Genomic DNA, 23,163 nt, shown 5'->3' on the forward strand with positions numbered 1-23,163 from the left:
CAATTGAACAAGTGGATTAAAGTTAATCAATATCTAAAATAAACCTTAATCTATTGCTGTATGTTAGTGTATGTTTTTGTAATAATGCATTAGTTTTGTTATTACGTAATATTTAGAGGATCACACTCCTATGGCGGAAATTGAGAATCGCCCAAGTAACTTTATTAGAACCCGAATTGATGAAGACTTAGCAAGTGGCAAACATGCGACAACGCATACACGTTTTCCACCTGAACCAAATGGCTTTTTACATATTGGCCATGCCAAATCAATTTGTTTGAATTTTGGTATCGCAAAAGACTACAACGGTTTATGTAACCTACGTTTTGACGATACAAACCCTGAAAAAGAAGACATTAACTACGTTAACTCTATTAAAGAGGATGTACAGTGGTTAGGCTTTAATTGGGATGGCGACATAAAGTATTCTTCTAACTATTTTGATACTTTATATGGTTACGCAGTAGAGCTTATTGAAAAAGGCTTAGCGTACGTTTGTTTTTTAACTGCAGACGAAGCACGACAGTACCGTGGTACATTAAAAGAGCCAGGTAAAAACAGTCCTTATAGAGATACTTCAGTTGAAGAAAACCTAGCGTTATTTGAAAAAATGCGCGCTGGCGAATTCAAAGAAGGTGAATGTGTACTGCGGGCTAAAATTGATATGGCAAGCTCATTTATGGTGCTTCGCGATCCAATTATTTACCGTGTTCGATTTGCTCATCATCACCAAACAGCTGACAAGTGGTGCATTTACCCAATGTATGACTTCACTCACTGTATTTCTGATGCGCTTGAAGGTATTACACATTCATTATGTACATTAGAGTTCCAAGATAACCGTCGTTTATACGACTGGGTACTTGATAACATTAGTTTAGAGTGTCACCCGCAACAAATTGAGTTTTCGCGCTTAAATCTTGAATACACTATTATGTCAAAGCGTAAGCTAAATGATTTAGTAGTAAATAACTATGTAGAAGGGTGGGATGACCCTCGTATGCCTACTATTGCAGGTTTACGTCGTCGTGGGTATACACCAGGTTCAATTCGTGAATTTTGTTTGCGTATTGGTGTAACAAAACAAGAGAATATGGTTGAAATGGGCATGCTTGAAGCCTGCATCCGTGAAGACTTAAACGAAAATGCACCACGTGCAATGGCTGTACTCGATCCTGTTAAAATCGTTATTGAAAACTACGATGCAGATAAAGTTGAAACTTTATCAGTGGCTAATCACCCAAATAAAGAAGAAATGGGGCGTCGTGATGTTCCATTTACTCGTGAAATCTATATTGAACGAGAGGACTTTAAAGAAGAAGCGAATAACAAATTCAAACGTTTAGTACTTGATAAAGAAGTACGCTTACGTGGTGCTTATGTTATTAAAGCGCAGCGTGTTGAAAAAGACGAAAATGGCGAAATCACAACTATCTTCTGTACTTACGACAGCGAAACACTTGGTAAAAACCCAAGTGATGGTCGTAAAGTAAAAGGTGTTATTCATTGGGTTTCAGCACCAGAGTCTATTACTGCAGAAGTTCGTTTATACGACCGTTTGTTTAGCGTACCAAATCCAGCAGCTGCAGAGGAATTTGAAACTACGCTAAACCCAGAGTCACTGGTTGTTTTACCTAATGCTAAATTAGAACCATCGCTTGCTAATTCACAAGCAGAGCAGGGCTTTCAGTTTGAGCGTACAGGTTATTTCTCTCGTGATTCTAAATCAGAGAACGTTGTATTTAATCAAACAGTGGGTCTTCGCGATTCATGGTCTAAAACTCAATAAGTAATACTTAAAATATACCCAGGATTTACTGGGTATATTCAATATTATCGTCTTTTAGGCACAAAAAAACCTGCACTTAGCAGGTTTTTTTATTGCGTTTAAAAGCGATATTAGCTGTTAGCGTCGCTAAATTCTTTACACGCTGCTTTATCATTACACTCACCGTATAAATACAAAGAATGGTTTGTAAGAGTAATACCATTTTCTTCAGCAATTTCTAGTTGACGACGCTCAATCATGTCATCTTCAAACTCTACCACTTTGCCACATTTCAAACATACTAAATGATCGTGGTGAGTGCTTCCAGAAAGTTCAAATACTGATTTTCCGCCTTCAAAGTGATGACGGCTTACAATACCCGCATCATCAAATTGGTTAAGTACGCGGTATACAGTTGCAAGACCAATTTCTTCACCTAGATCCAAAAGAATTTTGTAAACATCTTCAGCACTGATGTGTTGGTTATCTGGAGATTGTAAAATCTCTAATATTTTAATACGCGGTAAAGTTACTTTTAAACCGGCTTTTTTAAGTTCCAAGTTATGATCAGTCATTAAATCTGTCTCAATTTTATTTGGTTATACTAGACATCTTGCAAAGATGTACACGACACATTAGCAACAAACAGGATAACGTGCCTAAGCGTTAAGTGCAAAGAACAATTGATATATATTGCCACTAAAGCTTAAAACGCTAACTGTTTGATAATTATTTAAACAGCTAGCGATATATGCAGTAAATTAGTCAGCTAATTCACTTAAACACATTTCTTCATATACTTGAGCAGACCATGCTTTAACACGTTGTTCTGTAAGCTCTGGTTGACGGTCTTCGTCGATACCCAAACCTACAAAGTGCTTATCATCAGCCATACCTTTAGACGCTTCAAAGTCATAGCTTTCACTTGGCCAATGGCCCACAACAATAGCGCCACGTTCAGTAACAATATCGTTGATCATGCCCATTGCATCTAAAAAGTACTCAGCGTAATCTTCTTGGTCACCACAACCAAAAATAGCAACAAGTTTACCTTCAAAGTCTACTTCCTCAAGTTCTGGAAAAAAGTCATCCCAGTCACATTGAGCTTCACCGTAGTACCAAGTAGGGATACCGAATAAGATTAAATCAAATTCAGCAATCTCTTCTTTAGAGCTTTTTGCAATATCATGAACAGCCACTAGCTTTTTACCCAATTCTTTTTGGATCATTTTTGCTACGTGTTCTGTGTTACCTGTGTCACTTCCGAAAAAAATGCCTACACTTGCCATGGATTTAAAACCTTTTATGTATCAATAGCCAATCTTTCTTGTAAAATCGTTTCAATCAGCGCACTACGGCTAATATTTTGTGCATCTGCCATATCACTCAATGCTTGATATAACTGCGATGAAACTTTAAATTCAACACGCTTTAAACCACGTGCTTTATCTCTTTTTATTTGATTACGTTTATTTACCTTTAACTGCATATCCCGAGAAAGGGGATTGGTTTTAGGTCTGCCTGGGCGTTTTTCGTATTCAAATAAATCGAGTGTAGTTCTATCTGTTTCTGACTTCGCCATGCTTAACCTACACCTGCGCCTTGCCAAAATACTTGAATAAGCCCTTTAGCAATAAAGCCTGAACAACCTAAAAAGAGCACGCCCCAAACAATGTATTGTCCGAACTTTGGTACATTGCCACTTTTTAGTACGTCTTTAATTGCCATGCCGATGAATATGAAAATACCGGCTAAGCCAAAATACAACCCTAGGGTATCAAATTCGTTAATTAACTGACTGACCATCAACGTATAACCTTTAAATTAAACGGCGCGTACTATAGCATATAAATATTCATATATTTAGTGCGCTGAATTAAAAACACGCGATTAAAATTGCTTTAAACCGCAGTTAAAAAGTCATTTATCGCTTTATTAACAGCAAGAGGCTTTTGAGCATGAAGCCAATGACCTGCGCCATGAATAATTTTAGCCTTGGTGTTTTTAAAGCGTGCTGTAATTGCAGTACGATGCTCGGGCAATATATAGTCAGAATCATTACCTTTGATGAAAAGAGTATCGCATAAACAAGAATTGTTTTCATTAACATTGGACGTGATTGTCGAATATTTTTCGTCAAGCACATTTAGGTTAAATCGCCATGCAAAATGACCTTCTTCATTTTTAGCGAGGCTTTTAAGTAAAAACTGTCGAACCCCCAGCTCTTCAATATAAGGCTGCATAATTGCATCAGCTTGCTTTCTATCGTCTATTGACTGCGTTGAAACTGCTTTTAATGCTTGTAATATTTTTGTGTGGCGAGCAGGGTAACTAACAGGTGCGATATCAAGTACAACCAATTTATTTACCAGTTCAGGGTGTGTTAGTGCTAATTCCATTGCGACTTTCCCACCCATAGAGTGACCAACTAAATGAGCTTTATCTATGTTTAAATGTGCTAATAACTCGACAATATCTTGAGCCATTGCAGGGTAGTTCATTTCATCACTATGAGGAGAAAGCCCGTGGTTGCGTAAATCAACGTTAATAACATTAAAGTGTTCACTTAATGGTTTTGCGATTACATTTAGGTTTTCTAATGATCCAAAAAGTCCGTGGATCAAAATAACATTAGGGCCTTGCCCTTGTTGCTTGTAATTTAACTGCATACACGCCTCCTGAAAATTTCGCCATAGTTTGCCGAGCATTGCTCTAAAAAGCAAAAAATACAGCGACTATTTAATAAATTGGGCTTTTGTTTGTTAAATCAACAACAATCTAGTAAATATTAATATGTTTACGGGAGTGCTTGTTGTAACTCGCATTTCTGATTGGTTTGGGTATAATCACACGGGAGAAAAAAATGTGACCCGTAATGACAGGAAGAACATGAAACAAATCGACATAGACGACGAGTTATATCAGTATATTGCAAGCAATACGCAAAGTATTGGTGAAAGTGCATCCACTATTTTACGTCGTTTATTAAATCTGAGCGGCGAAAAAATTCAAACCGCAAACGTAGAACTAACTCAAAATAATCAAACTGCGACTACGTCTACCGCCACATTAAAAAGCTCAGAGCTACCTGCTGCTGAGACTTCAAAAAAACAAACGCCTGTAGCTCACGCACCCGTGAAGCAAAAAAGCGATAATGTTTTTAATGTATTAAATAAAGAAGAGCTGGCAATGCAAAAGGGTGTTGTTGGGCGCTTTTTGTTTATTTTAAGTGCATTTTACCGCACACATAAAACTGATTTTTCGGCTGTACTAGATATTAAAGGGCGTGACCGTGTTTACTTTGCTACTAGTAAAGAAGCCTTAGTAAATAGCGGTAGTAGTATGAACCCTAAAAACATAACTGATAGTGAATATTGGGTTATGACAAATTCTAATACAACGCGTAAAAAAATGATGCTTCATGAAGTTGCTCTTTGCCTTGGATATAGTGCAGAGCAAGCTGAAAAAATTCGCGATTACCTGTAAGGAAATATAATGGCTATTCACTCAGGCGCAGGCAAAACTGCTCCACAATCAGCACTGGTTAACGTACCTAAATTAGTATCTGCGTATTACTTAAACGAACCTGATCTTGAACAAAATCCAGAGCATTGTGTTGCTTTTGGTACATCAGGCCACCGTGGTTGTTCTTACGATGTTAAATTTAATGAGTCACACATTTTAGCAATTACTCAGGCTATTTGTGATTATAGAAAACAAAATGATATTTTTGGTCCGTTATTTTTAGGTAAAGACACACACGCACTGAGTGAGGCTGCATTTAATTCAGCTATTGAAGTTTTAGTTGCTAACGAAGTGCAAGTGATAACGCAAGTAAACGGTGACTTTACACCAACGCCAGTTATCAGCCACGCCATAGTTAGCCATAACAAGCTACACCCAAATGAGCTTGCAGACGGTATTGTTGTTACGCCTTCGCATAACCCTCCTGAAGATGGTGGCTTTAAATACAACCCACCTAATGGCGGACCTGCTGATACCGACGTTACTAAATGGATTGAAGACAGAGCAAATCAACTTTTATTAGAAGACTTGGTTGAAGTTGAGTTATTCCCATTCGCTAAAGCTTCACGTTCAGGCTTTATTCGCTACGAAGATTTAATGACTCCTTATATTGATGATTTAGCAAATATCGTTAATTTAAAAGCCATTAGCGATGCAGGTATCAAAATTGGTATTGATCCACTAGGTGGTTCAGGTATTAATTTTTGGCCTGTTATTGCTAAAAAATATAATTTAGATTTAACCGTCGTTAATGATGTTGTTGACCCACGTTTTGCTTTTATGCCACTTGATAAAGATGGCAAAATTCGTATGGATTGTTCATCACCTTATTCAATGGCAAACCTTATTGCATTAAAAGATGACTTTGATGTGTCTATTGGTAACGACCCTGACTACGATCGCCACGGTATTGTAACGCCAGATGGTTTAATGAATCCAAACCACTTTTTAGCAGTGGCAATTGATTACTTACTTAAACACCGTGATTGGAATGAAACAGTAGAGATTGGTAAAACACTGGTTTCTAGCTCTATGATCGATAAAGTAGCAGCGCGCAATAATCGAAAAGTAAAAGAAGTACCCGTAGGCTTTAAATGGTTTGTTGAAGGCTTAAGCAAAGGCAAGCTTGCACTTGGTGGCGAAGAAAGCGCAGGTGCTGCATTCTTACGTTTTGATGGCTCTGTATGGTGTACAGATAAAGACGGCTTTATTATGGGACTACTTGCTGCAGAAATACTTGCAGTAACAGGTAAAACTCCATCAGCGCTTTATAAAGAACTAGAACAAGAGTTTGGTTCTCCAATTTATAAACGCCTTGATGCACCGGCCTCAAGCGGCCAAAAGTCACGTTTAAAAGCATTAAGTGCTTCTGATGTTAAAGCAGATACACTTGCTGGCGAACCTATTTTGCAAAAACTGACTCATGCACCAGGTAACGATGCGGCAATTGGTGGTTTAAAAGTGGTCACTGAAAATGGCTGGTTTGCAGCGCGTCCATCAGGTACTGAAGATATTTATAAAATATACCTTGAATCATTTAAAGGTGAAGAGCATTTAGCGTTACTTGAAAAAGAAGCTAAAAAGCTTGTAGATTCAGTTATAAGCTAACTTAATCTAATAATTTTAAAACGGCTGATTTATTCAGCCGTTTTCGTTTCTATACCTTGTGTATTTATAAAAATATATGCATAAGAGTTTACTCTCACATTATTTTTAAAGGGCTTATTACATGTCAGCCAATCCATCTTACTTAAATGAATTAAAACAAACGGGCGATTTTTTAACGCTTAGTCGTGACAACGAATGGCATTTAGATGCAGGTGAATTTGTTTTAGATAATGGAACTTGTGTAAATATACACGATACCGGTGTAATTGAGTTTCAACCTGCTGTTAAAACAAGCAAAGATGTAATTTATTCAAGCGCCGTACACGGTAACGAAACTGCGCCAATTGAAATTTGTGATACGCTCATTAAACAAATTATAAAAGGTGAGCTAGTCCTTAAGCAGCGTGTTTTATTTATTTATGGTAATCCACAATCAATTAATATTGGCCTGCGTTTTGTAGAAGAAAACTTAAATAGATTATTTAATGGTCACCATACAGTTGAAGGTGTACCAATGAATAATGAGCGAAACCGCGCTGCAAAGCTTGAGCAATACGTAAGTGACTTTTATGCCCGTGGCCAGCAAGGCAGTAGCCGATGTCATTACGACTTACACACTGCAATTAGAGGCTCTAAAAACGAAAAATTTGCTGTGTATCCATTTTTACATGGTAAGCCATGGAAAAAGCCACAGTTACAATTTTTATTGAGCTGTGGTGTAAATACCGTACTTATGATGAAATCTCCTGCAACAACGTTTAGCTATTATTCGTCGTTTGTTCATGGTGCAGACTCGTTTACGGTAGAGCTGGGTCAGGTTAAGCCATTTGGCCAAAATGATATGGCCCGCTTTGAAAAAACAAAGCAAACATTAACTGCATTAATTAGCCAAAATGAAGTTAAATGCCCTGATTTTAATGCAAGTGAGTTTGAGTTATTTGCAGTGCACCGCACAATTAATAGAACAAAGGATGATTTTAGTTTCCCTTTTTCTGATGATGCTGAGAACTTTACTGGCTTTGCGAAAGGTGAACTACTTGCAACCGACGGTGATACAGCGATTTACGCTGACGTTGAAGGTGAGGCTATTATATTTCCAAATGCGAGCGTAGCATTAGGCCAAAGAGCACTGCTTACTGTTATTCCAATGGATATTGATAGCAATTTCGTCTAATTAAACTCATCAGACCACTGGTAGCTTCAAGTTAACTATATGATTACTATTAATTAAAGTAACCGTATCGTTAACTTGCCACTTATTTAACCTGTATTTGCTTTTGTTTCGTCCCAGATGTGTTGAATAACACTTTACGTTAACGTAAAGTGTTGGCAGCTTTAATTAAAGATAGTGCAGATGTTGCAAAGTTTAACCAGCAACAATCACCCACAATAATAATTTAAAGGGGCACTGTTTTACCGACAACAAAAGAAGGTAGGTTATGAGTAATCCAAATAACGTATCGCTGAATATTAACCACGAGCTTGAATTTATTGATGGCCAAGCACTTAATATTCCAACCCTTAGTATTTTAACTGAGGACGGCGACATTCATCCTAGTGCAACCGCACCTGATATTTCAAAACATACCGCTATTAAGTTATATGAAACAATGCGTTTTATACGTTTGTTAGATGAACGTATGCAAGGCGCGCAGCGCCAAGGTCGTGTTAGTTTTTATATGCAATGCCTAGGCGAAGAAGCCGCAGTTACAGCCTCTGCTGCTGCACTTGATCAAGATGATATGATCATGGCTCAATATCGTGAACAAGCAGCACTACATTATCGTGGTTTTACACTCGATCAATTTATGAACCAAATGTTCTCAAATGAATTGGATTTAGGTAAAGGTCGCCAAATGCCAATCCATTATGGCTCTAAAGCGCTAAACTACATGACGATTTCATCGCCACTGGGTACGCAAATACCACAGGCAACAGGTTATGCATATGGTCAAAAAATAAAGCATATCGACGCTAAAACGGGTGAGCTTGCAAGCACAATTGATAACGTGACTATTTGTTACTTTGGTGAAGGTGCTGCATCAGAAGGTGACTTTCATGCGGGCTTAAATATGGCGGCTGTTCACAAAGCGCCGGTTATATTTTTTGCACGTAATAACGGCTATGCCATATCTACCCCTGCTGATGAACAGTTTAAAGGCGATGGTATTGCGTCGCGTGGTGTAGGTTATGGTATTAAAACAATTCGTGTTGATGGCACAGATGCACTTGCTGTGTATGCAGCGACCAAAAAAGCACGCGAAATAGCCTCAACACAAGGTGAGCCTGTGCTTATTGAATCGATTGCTTATCGATTAGGCGCGCATTCTACATCAGACGATCCCAGTGGTTATCGCTCTAAAGATGAAGAGGCAAATAATCAAATCTGTCCTATTGATAAATTTAGAAAATGGTTGGTCAAGCAAGATTGGTTAAACGAAGAAGACGATATAAAAGCAAAAGAGTCGATTCGTGAAGAAATTTTAGCAGCGCTTAAGCGTGCTGAAGTTGTTGACAAGCCCGCTTTAGAAGAATTGGTATCTGACGTTTACGATACACCAATTCCATTATTGCAACGTCAGTACGAGCAATTAAAAGAACATATAAAACAGCATCCAGATGCTTACCCAGTAACTGCAGGGAGAATTAAGTAATGGCTAAAATGAACATGCTCCACGCAATTAACTCTGCCCTCGATATTACGATGAACGAACACCCTCAAGCCTGTATTTTTGGCGAAGATGTTGGTTACTTCGGTGGTGTATTTAGAGCAACATCAGGTTTGCAAGAAAAGTACGGTAAGCATCGCGTTTTTAATACGCCTTTAACCGAACAAGGTATTTTAGGCTTTGCTAATGGTTTAGCGGCATTTGGTGCGCCTGCATTGGCAGAAATTCAATTTGCTGATTATATTTTCCCAGCGTTTGATCAAATAGTAAATGAAGCCGCTAAATTTCGTTATCGCAGTGGTAATGAATTTAATGTAGGTAACTTAACTATTCGTACGCCTTATGGCGGTGGTATTGCTGGTGGCTTATATCACTCGCAATCACCCGAAGCTTATTTTGCACATACACCGGGCTTAAAAGTGGTTGTACCGCGTAACCCTTATCAAGCTAAGGGTTTATTACGTGCCTCTATTAAAGATGATAACCCTGTCATATTTTTTGAGCCTAAGCGTTTATATCGTGCATCAACAGGCGAAGTGCCAGAAGAAGATTATAGTATTGAATTAGGCACGGCTGAAGTAGTACAAGAGGGTACCGATATTACGCTTTTAGCGTGGGGTGCTCAAATGGAGATTATTGAAGAGGCAGCACAGCAAGCAAGCGAGCAAGGTATAAGCTGTGAAGTAATAGATCTTCGTAGTATTTTACCATGGGATGTTGAAACGATTGCTAAATCGGTTATTAAAACCGGCCGTTTAATCGTGAGCCATGAAGCGCCTATAACTAATGGCTTTGGTGCCGAGATAGCAGCAACAATACAACAAGAGTGTTTCTTGCATTTAGAGTCGCCAATTTTACGTGTATGTGGTCTAGATACACCATACCCGTTGGCACTTGAAAAAGAATACGTACCGGACGCACTAAAAGTGTTGGCTGCAATTAAACAATCAATGGATTTTTAGGGGTTACCATGGCGAAAGATTTTATATTACCCGATATTGGTGAAGGCATTGTTGAATGCGAAGTTGTTGAGTGGCTAGTTCAAGAAGGCGATACCGTATCTGAGGACCAGCCAATTTGTGATGTGATGACAGACAAAGCATTAGTACAAATTCCAGCAGTGCATGATGGCATTATTTCAAAGCTATATTATCAAAAAGGTGAAATTGCTAAAGTACATGCTCCTTTATTTGCTATGGATGTAACTGGTGATAGTACGAGTAATGAAGTAGTAGAAGAGCCTGTTCAAGCTGAAAATCAAACTAATAACAATGCATCTGATGTAGTTGAAGACTTTATACTACCAGATATTGGTGAAGGTATTGTTGAGTGTGAGATTGTTGATTGGTTAGTCGCAGAAGGCGATGAAATAGAAGAAGACCAAGCGGTTTGTGACGTAATGACCGACAAAGCATTAGTACAAATTCCGGCAAAATATACAGGCACAGTAAAAAAACTATATTACCAAAAAGGTGAAATAGCAAAAGTACATAGCTCGTTGTTTCAAATGACAATTGCAGGCAGTGCAGTAAAGCCAAATGTTGATATAAACCAAGCGGTCGTAAAGGCTCAAACTAATGCCGTCGCTGAAAAAGTTGTCTCTGTTAAAACGCAGCAAGCTGCAAAGGTTATCAATCAAAAAGCGGTGGCGTCGCCTGCAGTTCGTCGTAAAGCACGTGAGCTAGATGTTGATTTAACGTGCGTACCAGGTAGTGGAAAAAATGGACGTATTTACAAGCAAGATATTGAAGAGTTTGTAAAAGGCGAAGTGCCAAATACTATTGATACTTCACCGCTTAATAGCGATGCTTCTCAAAGTGCAGTACAAAACCAAACACAGAATCAAAGCGGTGGCGTACGAGTAGAGCAAATTAAAGGCATTAAAGCGGCCATGGCCAAGCAAATGGTGGCTTCGGTTTCAACTATTCCGCACTTTACTTTTAGTGATGAAATCGACTTAACACAGCTTATAGCTTTGCGAAGCTCCTTAAAAGAGCAGTACAAAGCACAAGGCGTTAAGCTCACCATGATGCCATTTTTTGTAAAAGCACTCTCGCTAGCAATGAAAGAGTACCCTGTACTGAATTCAAAAGTGAATGATGATTGCTCAGAGCTTACCTATTATAACGATCATAATATTGGTATAGCGGTTGATTCAAAAATTGGCTTGTTAGTGCCTAATATTAAGTCGTGCCAGAGTAAGAGTGTTGTTGATGTGGCTAATGATTTAACCCGCTTAACTCATTCTGCGCGAGAAGGGCGTGTTGCACCGGATGATTTAAAAGGAGGGACGATTAGCATCTCTAATATTGGTGCAATTGGCGGCACTATCGCAACCCCCATCATTAATAAACCAGAAGTGGCTATTGTTGCATTGGGTAAACTGCAGCACTTACCGCGTTTTGATGAAAGTGGCCAAGTTGTGAGTAAAGCTATTATGCAAGTGAGTTGGTCTGGCGATCATCGCGTTATTGATGGCGGCACTATTGCACGCTTTAATAACCTATGGAAATCGTACTTAGAAAACCCATCGGCAATGATGATGGCAATGAGTTAATAATATAATTGTTTAAACCTAGGGCGTGTTGATCTTTGATGATTGAATTTGCAGCAGTATGTTTGGTTTTTAGGCAAGGCAGAGCCTATGAAGTGTGGTTACTCCCCATAAGTAGGCGATAACGCAGCATAAAAGCCAAACATGCGCTGCCCTTCGGGTTCTGCCTAGGGGCGATAAACTCTTTGTTGCTCGGTTTTTACTTAGCCCACTAGGTTACAAACCTCGCGCCGCGATTAAATCGCCCCTAGATTGAACAAATTACAATCCGCAAAGGTCAACACGCCCTAATAAAAAAACCAGCAATTTGCTGGTTTTTTGTTTTAAATGAGTCTGTTTTTATTTAAGATACATGTGTTACTAAAAAGTAATAAAGTTAACCCCGTTAGGGAATATAAAAAAATAACACTAAGGAAATTTCATGGAACATTATATGAACGCGCTTCGCAGCTACGCGGATTTTTCAGGCCGTAATCGTCGTAAAGCATATTGGATGTTTGTATTATTTAACTTCATTTTTTCGGTAGTTTGTAATGCGATTGATGGTGTACTAGGTACAATGTTCATTGGCTCTATTTATAGCTTAGCGCTATTAATTCCTGGCTTAAGTGCTGGTGCACGTCGCCTTCATGATACTGGTCGTTCAGGCTGGTGGCAGTTACTTTGGTTAGTGCCAGTAATTGGTTGGATTGTTTTAATTGTTTTTCTTGCACAAGACTCACATGAAGGTGAGAACGATTATGGCCCAAATCCAAAAGAACTAGCTGCAGAGCCAGCAGCCGTATAAATAAAATAAGTTAACATCCTAAAAGCTCAGCAATAGCTGAGCTTTTTTGTTTATGGCAATTTTAACTTAAAAAGTAAAGGCCATAGCCAACGGCCAAAGCAGGAATAGATGTATACACAGTCGCAATTACAGCCGCTTTGGGTGCCATTGCAATTGCAGGAAATAACGCATCACCATCGTTAGATATTGCATTAGCAGTTAATGCGCTAAATGGAATGATCCCCTGAATATATAACGTAGTAACAATTATTTGCGGACCACAACCTGGTAAAAAACCAATCACCACAGCAATAAGTGGGGCTAAATAAGCATAATGTGCAAACCAGTTTTTTAAATCAAGCCCTGCAATATTTACTAAAATCTCAAACAACATAAACGATGCCACTACCCATGCGGTCACAAAGTGTGTGTCTTGAAGTACTTTAATAATTTTAGAAGGTGGATTACATTCATCGTCTTCTGAGGTTACTTCTTTATAGCTTTCACCTTTAGAAGAATACGCCCATATAGTTACAGTAAATAACGCCATTGCAGCACCAAAAATACTAATACTTGTGCCTGTGTATTTTCCAAATTGATCAAAGTCGACATTAAATGCAATTAAAAAAGCAATAATGAGGCTTGGAATAATAGCGAACATCCAAACGGGTTTGCTTATTTTAATTATACGAGTTGGCAATACTTTAACTTGGTGTTTTTGTTCTTGCTTTGTTGGGCGTAAAAAGTCTTTTGCATGAAGGGCGTTTACTATAACACCACAAAGCGTGCCTACTACTAAGCCAATGGCCATTATGGTTAAACCTTCAGTAGGGCGAGTGGCAAGGAGTAAAAATGCGGCATCTCCCATTGTAGCTGTTAAAACAGCAACAATAGCCCCAAAACTTGCTTGGCCTTTTGTAAACTGGGTAACCACTATTATTGCACCACCACATCCAGGAAGGGCACCTAAAACGGCAGCAAAAAATATTTCTAATACCGGCGATTTAGCACTTAAATAACTAAGCTCTAATTGAGGTAAATGCTCTATGGCGTAGTAATAAATTAATAATGTAGCAGCAACAAATACGCTAACTTGAAAAAAAGCATCACTTAGTGCTGTTATTGTAATTTCACGAAGTGATGGCACAGCTAAGCATACCAGTAAAAAAAGTGGTAATAATAAACGTTTATTTTGGCTAACAAAGCGTTTAGAAGCGGGCGTAATAAATCCTATTTGAGAGAGTAAAATCATACAGTGTTACCAATTAAATAAACTTAGTAACACTGTATATTTTAATTAAATGATAATCAATATCATTTACATCTATTTAAATCGATTACTCTCTTTGAGTTTTTCGATGTTAAACCAATGCTACTTACGTTGAAATTCTGAGTTTGCATTCCACGTTGGCCATTGCTCTTGCTCCGAAATATCAAAACCTACTTTATAAAACAATTGTAAGTCTTGAACAGCACCCGATAAATCCCATTCGTCACGGTAACGATCACACGGTTGATGATAACAACCGCGAAGTACTAAACTCATGCGTTTACGGTAATTAGCTGTCTCTTCGTCAGCTGCGACTGTGCCGCCACCTGCGTACATGGCTGGAATGCCCATATTAGCAAATGCGAAGTGATCAGAGCGGTAATAACCACCAGATGATGGTTTAGGATCGCCTGATATTGTTCTGCCTTGCTCTTTAGCTGCAGTTGCTAAAAACTCATCCATTTGTGACTTACCAATACCGACCACATTCATGTCTTTTACTTTGCCTAATAAATTTAAGCTATCCATATTTATGTTAGCGACTGTTTTATTAGCTGCAATCACTGGGTTAGCTGCATAGTACTTAGAACCTAGTAAGCCTTGCTCTTCAGCCGTAACTGCTAAAAATGTCATTGAGCGGCTAGGGTGCTTTGGTAATTTAGTAAACGCTTCAGCTACTTCAATTAGCCCAGCGGTACCCGTTGCATTGTCGTGAGCACCGTTATAAATTTGATCGCCTTTACGTGTTTTATCTGTACCTAAGTGATCCCAATGAGCCGAGTAAATAACATGCTCATCTGGTTTCTCACTACCAGGTAAAGTGGCAATAAAGTTATACGACACTGATTTTTTAATCGTATTTTTAACATTAACAGAAGCAGTTAAATCGCCCATATCAACATGGTAAGCACTTTTAGCAGCATTTGTTTTAACGGTATCAAAATCTAAACCTGCTTTAGTAAAAAGCTCTTTTGCTACGTCAGTTGTAACCCAGCCTTCAACGGCTACGCGGTCCATGTTGTTGTTTTCTTTTTGAAAACCAAACTGCTCGCCGCTCCACGAGTTTTCAACAACCGACCACGGGTAAGAAGCAGGTGCTGTTTCATGAATAATAATTGCACCAGCGGCACCTTGTCGACTCGCTTCTTCGTATTTGTATGTCCAACGACCGTAATAAGTCATTGCGTCGCCAGTAAATAAAGTAGGGTCTTTTGTTGCAAAGCCCGGATCGTTAACCAGCATTACAACCGTTTTACCTTTAACGTCTAATCCATCGTAATCATTCCAATTGTATTCAGGTGCGTTAACGCCGTAGCCCACAAATACAAGTTCAGAATTTTCTATGCCTTCTTGTGCGCTTATGCGGCTGCTACCCATAACCATGTCTTTTTTGTATTGATAGTCTTTACCACCAATACTTAATACCATGTTTGCATCAGCCTCAAGCGACACAAGTGGAACTTCTTGTAAGTAGCTGTCGCCATTACCTGGCTCTAAACCTAGGGCTTTAAACTGCGCAGTTAAATAATCAAGCGTTAGCTTTTCGCCAGGTGATGAAGGAGCACGGCCACCAAACTCATCCGATGCGAGTACTTTTACATGTTTAGCCAATTCATCAGCTTGAATACTGTTATAACCATTTGTTACATCAGTAGGTGTAATACTTGTTGTTGCGCAACCTGCTAAAACAGCAGTAGCGAGGAGTGTGAGAGAGAAATAATGTTTCATGTCAGCTCTTTTTTTGTTTTAAGTTGTGATTAGTATATTAACTTCTATTAAGTAGAACCAGTTTTTGCGGTAAACTTCTCGTAAATTATAGGCATAAATTGTTAAAGGTTTAAATGAAGCGTTTTACTCCCCCCGAGCAGTGGCAAATCAGTAGTTTAGAAACAGGTGCATTTGCGCATTTACGTGAGCTATTTAAAGTTAACGAACTAACAGATTGGCCGGCGCCGCAGTGGTTTTCTCCATTTTTAACTGCTATTAATGAGAATAATATTCCTATTACTTTTGAAGATGATGCAAAGGTAGACTTTGGCGAGCGGTATTACGAGCAAGTAATTTTTGAAACGGGTGTTGTACCTACACGAAGTGAAAATTGGCATGACTTATTTGGTGGGTTTATATGGTGTTTATTTCCAAAAACCAAAGCGTTAATAAACCATAGACATGTGCAAGATATAGCTGAGCATGGACTGCAACAGCGTACTAAGCATCGTAATGCACTAACGCTTTTTGATGAGTGTGGTGTTGTATTAGCTATAAGTGAGAGTAAATGGCAGCAGTGGCTTTGCGATCACCAATGGAAAACTGCATTCGTTGAACACAAACATGAGTGGGGTAAAACAATAAAACCTTTTATGTTTGGTCATGCTAATTATGAAATGCTAACAAAGCCTTATATAGGTTTAACGGGTAAAGCGTTATTTGTTTGTGTACCGAATGAAATATTTTGTAAAGATTTAGTAACTCAATACCAGTACCTTGACCAAGCCCTTTATGAGATGATTAATACAGATAACTGCTTAGCCGATAACAAAAAGCTTTCACCACTGCCTTTATTAGGTGTGCCAGGCTGGCATGACGAAAACAAAGATGACTCTTTTTACAACAATACAGATTATTTTAGAGCGAAACGAAGGATGCGAACATGATAGAAGTTGCTGGGCTTAAAAAGAAATTTAAGCTAACTAAAGATCACAAAAAAAATAAAATAGACGACATCGATCCTCGTGAAGATAAAGACTACTTTCACTCAGTACGAGACGTTAGTTTTAGTTGCGCTAAAGGTGAGGTACTTGGATTGCTCGGCCCAAATGGTGCGGGAAAAACGACGACACTGAGAATGATTTCAACCGCGTTAAAGCCCGATGAAGGCTCAATAACGATTGCTGGAAACGATATTGTAAAAAAACCGCTACTGGGCCGTAAGTCTATTGGATTTTTATCAGGCTCTACGGGGTTGTATGGTCGCTTAACTGTAAAAGAAAACATAGAGTATTTTGCAAAGCTTCATGGCATGAACAAAAGCGATATTGCATCGCGTTGTGATGAGCTATTTACATTGCTAGACATGCACAAATTTGTAGATAAACGGGCAGAAAACCTTTCAACAGGTATGAAGCAAAAAGCAAATATAGCGCGTGCAGTTGTTCATCGCCCAGCAGTTGTGGTACTTGATGAGCCAACAACGGGTCTTGATATAATGACAACACAAACCGTTATTAAATTTATCAAAGGTTTAAAGGCGCAAGGGACGCCTGTTATTTTCTCAACCCATCATCTAGATGAAGTAGCTCTTTTATGTGACCGTGTCGCTGTAATTAACGAAGGTATTAGCTGTTTTGACGGGACAGTAGAAGAGTTTAAACAAGCAGGTAATAGTGATGAGCTTAATCAAGCGTTTATGAATATATTAACGGAGAAACATGATGTTTGAGGTATTTAAAAAGGAATTAAGAGAGTTATTACGCGATAAAAAAACGCTATTATTTGTTGTCGCGCTTCCTGTTGCTATATTTCCGTTATTGTTTGCTGTAATGGCATTTATAAGCTCGCAAGCTGCAATGGACGCTGAGCAAAAAGTAAATACTTACGCGATAATCAACGGTGAATACGCACAAGAGTTTACAGATAAAGTGTTTTATCACAAAAGTTTTGAGCTTTATAAAGGGGATAAAACCTTTAACAATATTGATGAGCTTAAAGCAGGTGTAATCGCTGGCGATATTGATATGGGTATTTATTTACCAAGTCATGCTGAGCAAACACTAGATAAAGGTGAACAAAGCCAGTGGCAGGTTGTTTTTAATGATTCAAAATCTATCAACTTTTTATTTGAACGCGTCAAAGAGCTAGCAAAAGAATACAGTGACGCACTGCAAACTCAAAAGCTAGTCAGTTTTGGTATTGAAGAGTCTGTTCAAAAATCCATTCTTAATCCAATTGAAGTTATTAAAGTAGATACAGCCGATAAACGTGAAAACCTTGGCGAAAAAATTGGCGGGTTTTTACCTTACTTACTTATACCATTAGTACTAATGGGGGCTACTTACCCCGCTATTGATTTAGGCGCTGGCGAAAAAGAACGCGGCACGCTAGAAACACTCCTACTTACACCTATTACGCGCACAGAGCTAGTGCTTGGTAAATTTATAACTTTGTTAACTACATCCATTGCCTCCACAACCATAACTGTCTTAAGCATGGGCTGTTGGATAGCACTGGCGCTCGCATTTGCCGATCTTGATTTTATTAAAGCCGCATTTAGTACATTAGCAGTTACCGATTTACTAATGATATTTGTACTATTACTACCTGTTGCAGCTATATTTTCGGCCTTAGCTCTGGCTATATCTATCTATGCTCGCACGTTTAAAGAAGCGCAAAATTATATGGCACCACTTAGTATGGGCGTATTTTTCCCGATTATTATTTCAATCATGCCAAATATGGAACTCAATGCTAAAACAGCATTCATTCCTGTTACAAACGTAGCATTAGCAATTAAAGAAATAGTAAAAGGGACTGTTGATTACACATTTGTAGGCTTAATATTTTTAGCCACTGCAATCATTGCTGCTGGACTATTGGCATTTTGTGTTAAGTGGTTTAACAGAGAAGATGTGCTATTTAGATAATGTACATAAAGGGTTTTAAGAATATATAAAAGGTAGCAATTGCTACCTTTTATACTTTGAAGCGATTAATAGTTAAAATAGCTCATTTATTAATTTTGTAAGCCAATATTTTTTAACCCATTCATTTAAAATTCACATAAGGGTTGTGCTCTAAATAAAACTAATGATTTAGTCTTTTTATTATAAAAATTATAACGATAACTGATTAGTTAGAGGGTCCAATTCTTTCGTTAATGCTCTATACTAATAACAATAAAAATTTATGGTGATGGTAAATGCTAAAAAGAAATATTTTGTTGAATGTAACAAAAAATAATAAATTAATGCTCGTTGCAACAATAATATTTGTTCTTATAGCTTTACCATCTCTGTATTTGTTCGATCAAAAAGTAAGAAGTGATGTTTATAATTCAGCTCAAATAGAATTAAAGCGTGAACTTGAAACAAAGAGCTATTCATTAAAAAAACATCTTAAAGACAGTGTTACCGCCATTCGTTTTTTAGATGCTACACCACCAATACAAGGCATTACCCGCGCTAATGAAAATAAACTAATTGATCCTGTTCTTGGTACGCCAATAGATGTTTGGCAAGAGCGCTTAGCAAGTATTTTTACTGGTTTTATGCAGACCGATGACAGTATTTTGCAAGCTCGCTATATTATGCTCGAAGATGGTGGGCAAGAGATTGTTAGAGTTGACCGAAATCAACTTGGAGAGATTAATCGACTGCAAGGTCTGCAATTACAAAAAAAAGGTCAACGCGATTACATAATCAAAGCAAGCATGCTTGATAAGAAAAGTGTTTATATTTCTCCAATTAACTACAACCGTGAAAATGGACAGATACAAGAACCTTATATAAGCACTTTTCGTGTTGCTAAGCCTGTTTTTGATGAAAATAATAAAATATTTGCAATATTAGTTACTAATTACTTTGCGGATAAATTACTTGAAGATTTAACAGTTGAATCTCCACAAGGGACGCAGGTTTACCTTATGAATAATGAAGGTGAATTTTTATATCATCCAAACCCTCAACTTCGATTCCGTTTTGAATTTAATAAAACTAAAACATGGTCTGAAGAATTCTCTACTGCAACCACCATGACAGAGCAAGGCACTTTACCAATAAGTAATTATCCAGTGGCTTACACTTTAAAAAAACGAATTTCGTTTGAGGGTGATATAGCCATGCTACCTTTAGAGCTTGGTGTAAGTGTTGATACTAAAACGTTGTTTGCAAAGGTGAACGAAAGGCGTCAAAGCTTTATTGCAATGTTAGTGGTATTTTTTAGCGTATTTTTAGTTATTGCCTTTTTATACCAACGTTTTATAAACCGTAAGTTGTTAATTAATTCTCTAAAAGAGCAAAACAATAAAGTAATAGAAAATTCTTTGGATGCTATTTTTACAATTGAGCAAAACGGCGAAATTGTTCACTTTAATAATACCGCTAAAGAGGTTTTTGGTAGTTCAATATCAGGCACTAATCCTGATTTTGTCTCGCTGTTTAATTTAAACGACGCAGACACTAATTGTATACAAGAGACCATTACAAACGGTTCAAAAATGCCGTTTGAAGCTATCTACACAGATGGTTATGGCAACAAACAATACTTTTCAATTACGCTTAGCAGTATTTTTGATGTATATAATAACCGTTATCAGGTAGCGGCTATTTTAAGAAATATTAGCTCATTAAAAAATACGCAATCAGAGCTCGAAGCGTTAAACAGTACTCTGGAGCTAAAGGTTTCACAAAGGACCATTGAACTAGAACGTGCAATTGACCAAGCATTAGCAGCAAGCCATGCAAAAAGTGACTTTGTAGCAAATATCTCTCACGAAATACGCACACCGATGAATGGCATTTTGGGTATGCTTGAAATGCTCAAAGAAGATGGCTTAACCGAACAACAATACCATTATTTAAAACTAGCAAATAGCAGTGCTAATTCACTAATGAATTTGATAAACGATATCCTTGATTTTTCTAAAATAGAAGCTGGTAAGCTTGATATTGATAATCATACATTTGATGTTGTTACAGTATGTAGCGATATGATTAGCTCTTTAGCGTTACAAGGGCAACGAAAGGGTCTTGAAGTATTTTTAGATACTAAAGATGTAGTAGACAGAATGGTTATTGGCGACAGCCATCGACTTAAACAAATTTTAATTAACCTAGTTAATAATGCGTTTAAATTTACTCATAGAGGTGAAGTAAGTTTAACTGTTGGCTCTAAGTACATTACTGACTCAAAGTTATTAATGAGCTTTACAATAAAAGACACCGGAATTGGTATAGCGCCTGAAAACATAGACAAACTATTTGAAGTATTTACGCAAGAAGATTCAAGCACGACCCGCCATTTTGGTGGTACAGGCTTAGGTTTATCTATATGTAAAAAACTTGCTCAGTTAATGGGTGGTAATATTACGGTTATAAGTGAAAAGGGCGCGGGTAGTACCTTTACCGCAACGGTTGAGCTACACGTTGCACAAGAGAAAAAATTAAACACAGGTATAGAGCTTGCTACAAGTATTAACGTAGCTGCATTAATAGCGCGCGATAACGTTTATAAAAACGTGTGCGACTTATTGTTATTAACCTGCAAAGTAAAAGCAGAAAACATTGTACGACTTGACTACTTTAGTGAGCACAAAGAGTTTGAAGCTGATTTATTATTAATTGATGATGAGCATCCTCAAATTGATGCGTTAATTGATTACTGTAAACAGTTTAATAAAAGGTATGTTTTAATTTTACGAGACATGGTGACAGATAAGCCAATCAAAACGGTATTACCTGAAGGCAGCCATATTTTAAATAAACCACTCACTCAAGATCAATTCAGCTATAAATTGGCCAGCTTATTTGGTGCTAGTAGTGACTGTATTATAGCGCCACCAAAAGGCTTGGAAGAGGAACAAGTAGAGCCTGACCTATCTGCGTATCATGTATTATTAGTTGACGATAATATGATAAACATTGAAGTAGCTAAGGCAATATTAAAACGTACTAAAGTAAAAATCACTTGTGCGTCAGACGGTATAGAAGCCTTAGAAGCACTGAGAGAAAACGAAGAGCAAGCTTTTGATGTTATATTAATGGATTGCCAAATGCCCAATTTAAATGGCTACGATACAACAAGTGAAATTAGAAATAGTAAGGCAGGGGTAGATTATACTTACATACCGATTATCGCTATGACAGCGAGTGCGATGGAAGGTGATAGAGAGCGATGTTTAGCTGCTGGAATGAACGACTACATTACAAAACCAATTAAACCACAAACTTTAAAAGATAAGCTAATTACTTGGTTAAGTTAATCGTTTTTAAAATCAGCTGCTAGGCAGCTGATTTTTTTGGTTTGGTACTTGTTGACGTATTTAAAGGCGTGTTAAGAATAGCTATGTCTGCGCTATCGAGTATAAACTGTGTATCTGACCAATGTAGTAATTCTATCTTTCCATCTTGCTGCTCTACAAGCGCAGTACAGCTCTCAATCCAGTCACCATCGTTACAGTACATAATACCGTCATCTACTTTTATTTTGGGATGGTGAATGTGTCCACAAATAATACCATCTACGTTTTGTTTTTTAGCTTCATGAATTGCAGCATCTTCAAAGGCACTAATCGCTTCTCGTGCTTTGTGTACCCGAGCTTTTATCCATGATGCAAGCGAGTAATAGTTACCGCCAAATATTTTACGTATACGATTAGTCCATCGATTTAAAAATAATAAAAAGTCGTATCCTGCATCCCCCGCAATACTAACAAGTTTGTTATAACGAGTTGCTGAATCAAAGTCGTCGCCGTGTATAAGTAAAAACCGTTTATTAGCTTTAGTGGTGTGAATAAACTGCTGGTGGATTTCAACACCAAATAATGTTTGATTTATATAGTTTCTAAACGCTTCATCATGATTACCGGGAATATAAATGACACGTGTACCGCTAGCTGCTTTTGTTTGTATGCAGTTTAATACTTCATAATGAGAAGGGTGCCAATAAAACTGTCGCTTCATTGACCATAAGTCAATAATATCACCCACTAAATAAAGTGTGTCGGATTCTACCGAGTTTAAAAAATCAAGTAAGTAATCAGCTTTACAATCTTTGTAACCTAAATGAACATCAGATATCCAAATGGCTGGATAATGTTGTTTTTTACGCAGTTGATTGTTTGTCATGCCTGTCATCCATAGTGTAATAATTAAACACTGTAGATAAATCTAATGACACTTATGAGACACTTTAGCGAAGCCTCCATGACAATTTATACCAAGGCAAGTAATTAAATGATTTCTACAAAGCTAGGAAAGGTGAGTCATTGAGCAGCTATTATTACGCATA

Annotated in this window: 20 protein-coding genes; 12 read left to right on the forward strand and 8 right to left on the reverse strand. The window is 37.8% G+C overall.

The genetic code is table 11. The annotated features are described in order from the left end of the window. Positions 1 to 130: 130 nt before the first annotated feature. Positions 131 to 1,789 (forward strand): glutamine--tRNA ligase, encoded by a 1,659-nt coding sequence (glnS, locus tag H5157_RS07125; protein ID WP_182711204.1) that lies wholly within the window; start codon positions 131 to 133, stop codon positions 1,787 to 1,789. A gap of 110 nt (positions 1,790 to 1,899) precedes the next feature. Here the strand turns inward: glnS and fur are convergent, their stop codons facing one another. From fur to H5157_RS07150, 5 genes are all read right to left on the reverse strand, one after another. Next, positions 1,900 to 2,343, reverse strand: a complete 444-nt coding sequence (gene fur / locus H5157_RS07130; RefSeq protein WP_002962922.1) for a ferric iron uptake transcriptional regulator — start codon at positions 2,341 to 2,343, stop codon at positions 1,900 to 1,902. A gap of 186 nt (positions 2,344 to 2,529) precedes the next feature. Continuing rightward, on the reverse strand, positions 2,530 to 3,057 hold the full coding sequence (gene fldA, locus H5157_RS07135; RefSeq protein ID WP_007586856.1) for a flavodoxin FldA: 528 nt from the start codon (positions 3,055 to 3,057) through the stop codon (positions 2,530 to 2,532). 14 nt (positions 3,058 to 3,071) lie between these two features. Continuing rightward, on the reverse strand, positions 3,072 to 3,350 hold the full coding sequence (gene ybfE, locus H5157_RS07140; protein WP_002962928.1) for a LexA regulated protein: 279 nt from the start codon (positions 3,348 to 3,350) through the stop codon (positions 3,072 to 3,074). A gap of 2 nt (positions 3,351 to 3,352) precedes the next feature. Next, a complete protein-coding gene (locus H5157_RS07145) occupies positions 3,353 to 3,574 on the reverse strand; it encodes a DUF2788 domain-containing protein (protein WP_002962930.1) in 222 nt (73 codons plus the stop codon). Between the two features lie 95 nt (positions 3,575 to 3,669). Continuing rightward, positions 3,670 to 4,437, reverse strand: coding sequence for an alpha/beta fold hydrolase (locus H5157_RS07150; protein ID WP_002962931.1), 768 nt, complete (start codon positions 4,435 to 4,437; stop codon positions 3,670 to 3,672). A 220-nt stretch (positions 4,438 to 4,657) separates the two neighbouring features. Here H5157_RS07150 and seqA point away from each other — a divergent pair, with 220 nt between their 5' ends. From seqA to H5157_RS07185, 7 genes are all read left to right on the forward strand, one after another. Continuing rightward, positions 4,658 to 5,254 (forward strand): replication initiation negative regulator SeqA, encoded by a 597-nt coding sequence (gene seqA / locus H5157_RS07155; RefSeq protein ID WP_002962932.1) that lies wholly within the window; start codon positions 4,658 to 4,660, stop codon positions 5,252 to 5,254. A 9-nt stretch (positions 5,255 to 5,263) separates the two neighbouring features. Continuing rightward, positions 5,264 to 6,901, forward strand: coding sequence for a phosphoglucomutase (alpha-D-glucose-1,6-bisphosphate-dependent) (pgm, locus tag H5157_RS07160; RefSeq protein ID WP_182724429.1), 1,638 nt, complete (start codon positions 5,264 to 5,266; stop codon positions 6,899 to 6,901). Positions 6,902 to 7,022: 121 nt separating this feature from the next. Continuing rightward, positions 7,023 to 8,075: a succinylglutamate desuccinylase gene (gene astE / locus H5157_RS07165; protein ID WP_182724430.1), complete on the forward strand. Its 1,053-nt coding sequence runs from the start codon at positions 7,023 to 7,025 to the stop codon at positions 8,073 to 8,075. 265 nt (positions 8,076 to 8,340) lie between these two features. After that, the gene (locus tag H5157_RS07170; RefSeq protein ID WP_182671603.1) at positions 8,341 to 9,555 is read left to right on the forward strand and encodes a thiamine pyrophosphate-dependent dehydrogenase E1 component subunit alpha; all 1,215 of its coding nucleotides are present in this window, start codon (positions 8,341 to 8,343) and stop codon (positions 9,553 to 9,555) included. After that, entirely contained in the window at positions 9,555 to 10,532 is a 978-nt protein-coding gene (locus H5157_RS07175; protein ID WP_165723475.1) for an alpha-ketoacid dehydrogenase subunit beta, read from the forward strand. Before H5157_RS07170 ends, H5157_RS07175 begins: the two co-directional genes overlap by 1 nt. A gap of 8 nt (positions 10,533 to 10,540) precedes the next feature. Further along, a complete protein-coding gene (locus H5157_RS07180; RefSeq protein ID WP_182724431.1) occupies positions 10,541 to 12,127 on the forward strand; it encodes a dihydrolipoyllysine-residue acetyltransferase in 1,587 nt (528 codons plus the stop codon). A gap of 418 nt (positions 12,128 to 12,545) precedes the next feature. Next, the gene (locus tag H5157_RS07185) at positions 12,546 to 12,911 is read left to right on the forward strand and encodes a DUF805 domain-containing protein (RefSeq protein WP_182719826.1); all 366 of its coding nucleotides are present in this window, start codon (positions 12,546 to 12,548) and stop codon (positions 12,909 to 12,911) included. A gap of 61 nt (positions 12,912 to 12,972) precedes the next feature. Here H5157_RS07185 and H5157_RS07190 read toward each other — a convergent pair whose 3' ends face one another. After that, positions 12,973 to 14,142 carry a putative manganese transporter gene (locus H5157_RS07190; RefSeq protein ID WP_138489105.1) on the reverse strand — a complete coding sequence of 390 codons (1,170 nt, stop codon included), beginning with the start codon at positions 14,140 to 14,142 and terminating at the stop codon, positions 12,973 to 12,975. A gap of 120 nt (positions 14,143 to 14,262) precedes the next feature. Continuing rightward, on the reverse strand, positions 14,263 to 15,888 hold the full coding sequence (locus H5157_RS07195; protein WP_182724432.1) for a M28 family metallopeptidase: 1,626 nt from the start codon (positions 15,886 to 15,888) through the stop codon (positions 14,263 to 14,265). 113 nt (positions 15,889 to 16,001) lie between these two features. On the opposite strand from H5157_RS07195, the gene H5157_RS07200 reads away from it, so the two are divergent. The 4 genes from H5157_RS07200 (at position 16,002) to H5157_RS07215 (ending at position 22,135) form a co-directional block, all read left to right on the forward strand. Then, on the forward strand, positions 16,002 to 16,814 hold the full coding sequence (locus H5157_RS07200; protein ID WP_096793172.1) for a DUF3025 domain-containing protein: 813 nt from the start codon (positions 16,002 to 16,004) through the stop codon (positions 16,812 to 16,814). Next, positions 16,811 to 17,599 (forward strand): ABC transporter ATP-binding protein, encoded by a 789-nt coding sequence (locus H5157_RS07205; protein WP_024596859.1) that lies wholly within the window; start codon positions 16,811 to 16,813, stop codon positions 17,597 to 17,599. The genes H5157_RS07200 and H5157_RS07205 overlap by 4 nt, the downstream gene beginning before the upstream one ends. Further along, on the forward strand, positions 17,592 to 18,800 hold the full coding sequence (locus tag H5157_RS07210; protein ID WP_182724501.1) for an ABC transporter permease: 1,209 nt from the start codon (positions 17,592 to 17,594) through the stop codon (positions 18,798 to 18,800). The genes H5157_RS07205 and H5157_RS07210 overlap by 8 nt, the downstream gene beginning before the upstream one ends. A gap of 275 nt (positions 18,801 to 19,075) precedes the next feature. Beyond that, positions 19,076 to 22,135 carry an ATP-binding protein gene (locus H5157_RS07215; RefSeq protein ID WP_182724433.1) on the forward strand — a complete coding sequence of 1,020 codons (3,060 nt, stop codon included), beginning with the start codon at positions 19,076 to 19,078 and terminating at the stop codon, positions 22,133 to 22,135. 19 nt (positions 22,136 to 22,154) lie between these two features. Here H5157_RS07215 and H5157_RS07220 read toward each other — a convergent pair whose 3' ends face one another. Beyond that, on the reverse strand, positions 22,155 to 23,000 hold the full coding sequence (locus H5157_RS07220; RefSeq protein ID WP_182724434.1) for a UDP-2,3-diacylglucosamine diphosphatase: 846 nt from the start codon (positions 22,998 to 23,000) through the stop codon (positions 22,155 to 22,157). Positions 23,001 to 23,163: the final 163 nt, after the last annotated feature.

The sequence above is a fragment of the Pseudoalteromonas sp. SG43-3 genome (genome assembly GCF_014164385.1).
GTDB lineage: Bacteria > Pseudomonadota > Gammaproteobacteria > Enterobacterales > Alteromonadaceae > Pseudoalteromonas > Pseudoalteromonas distincta.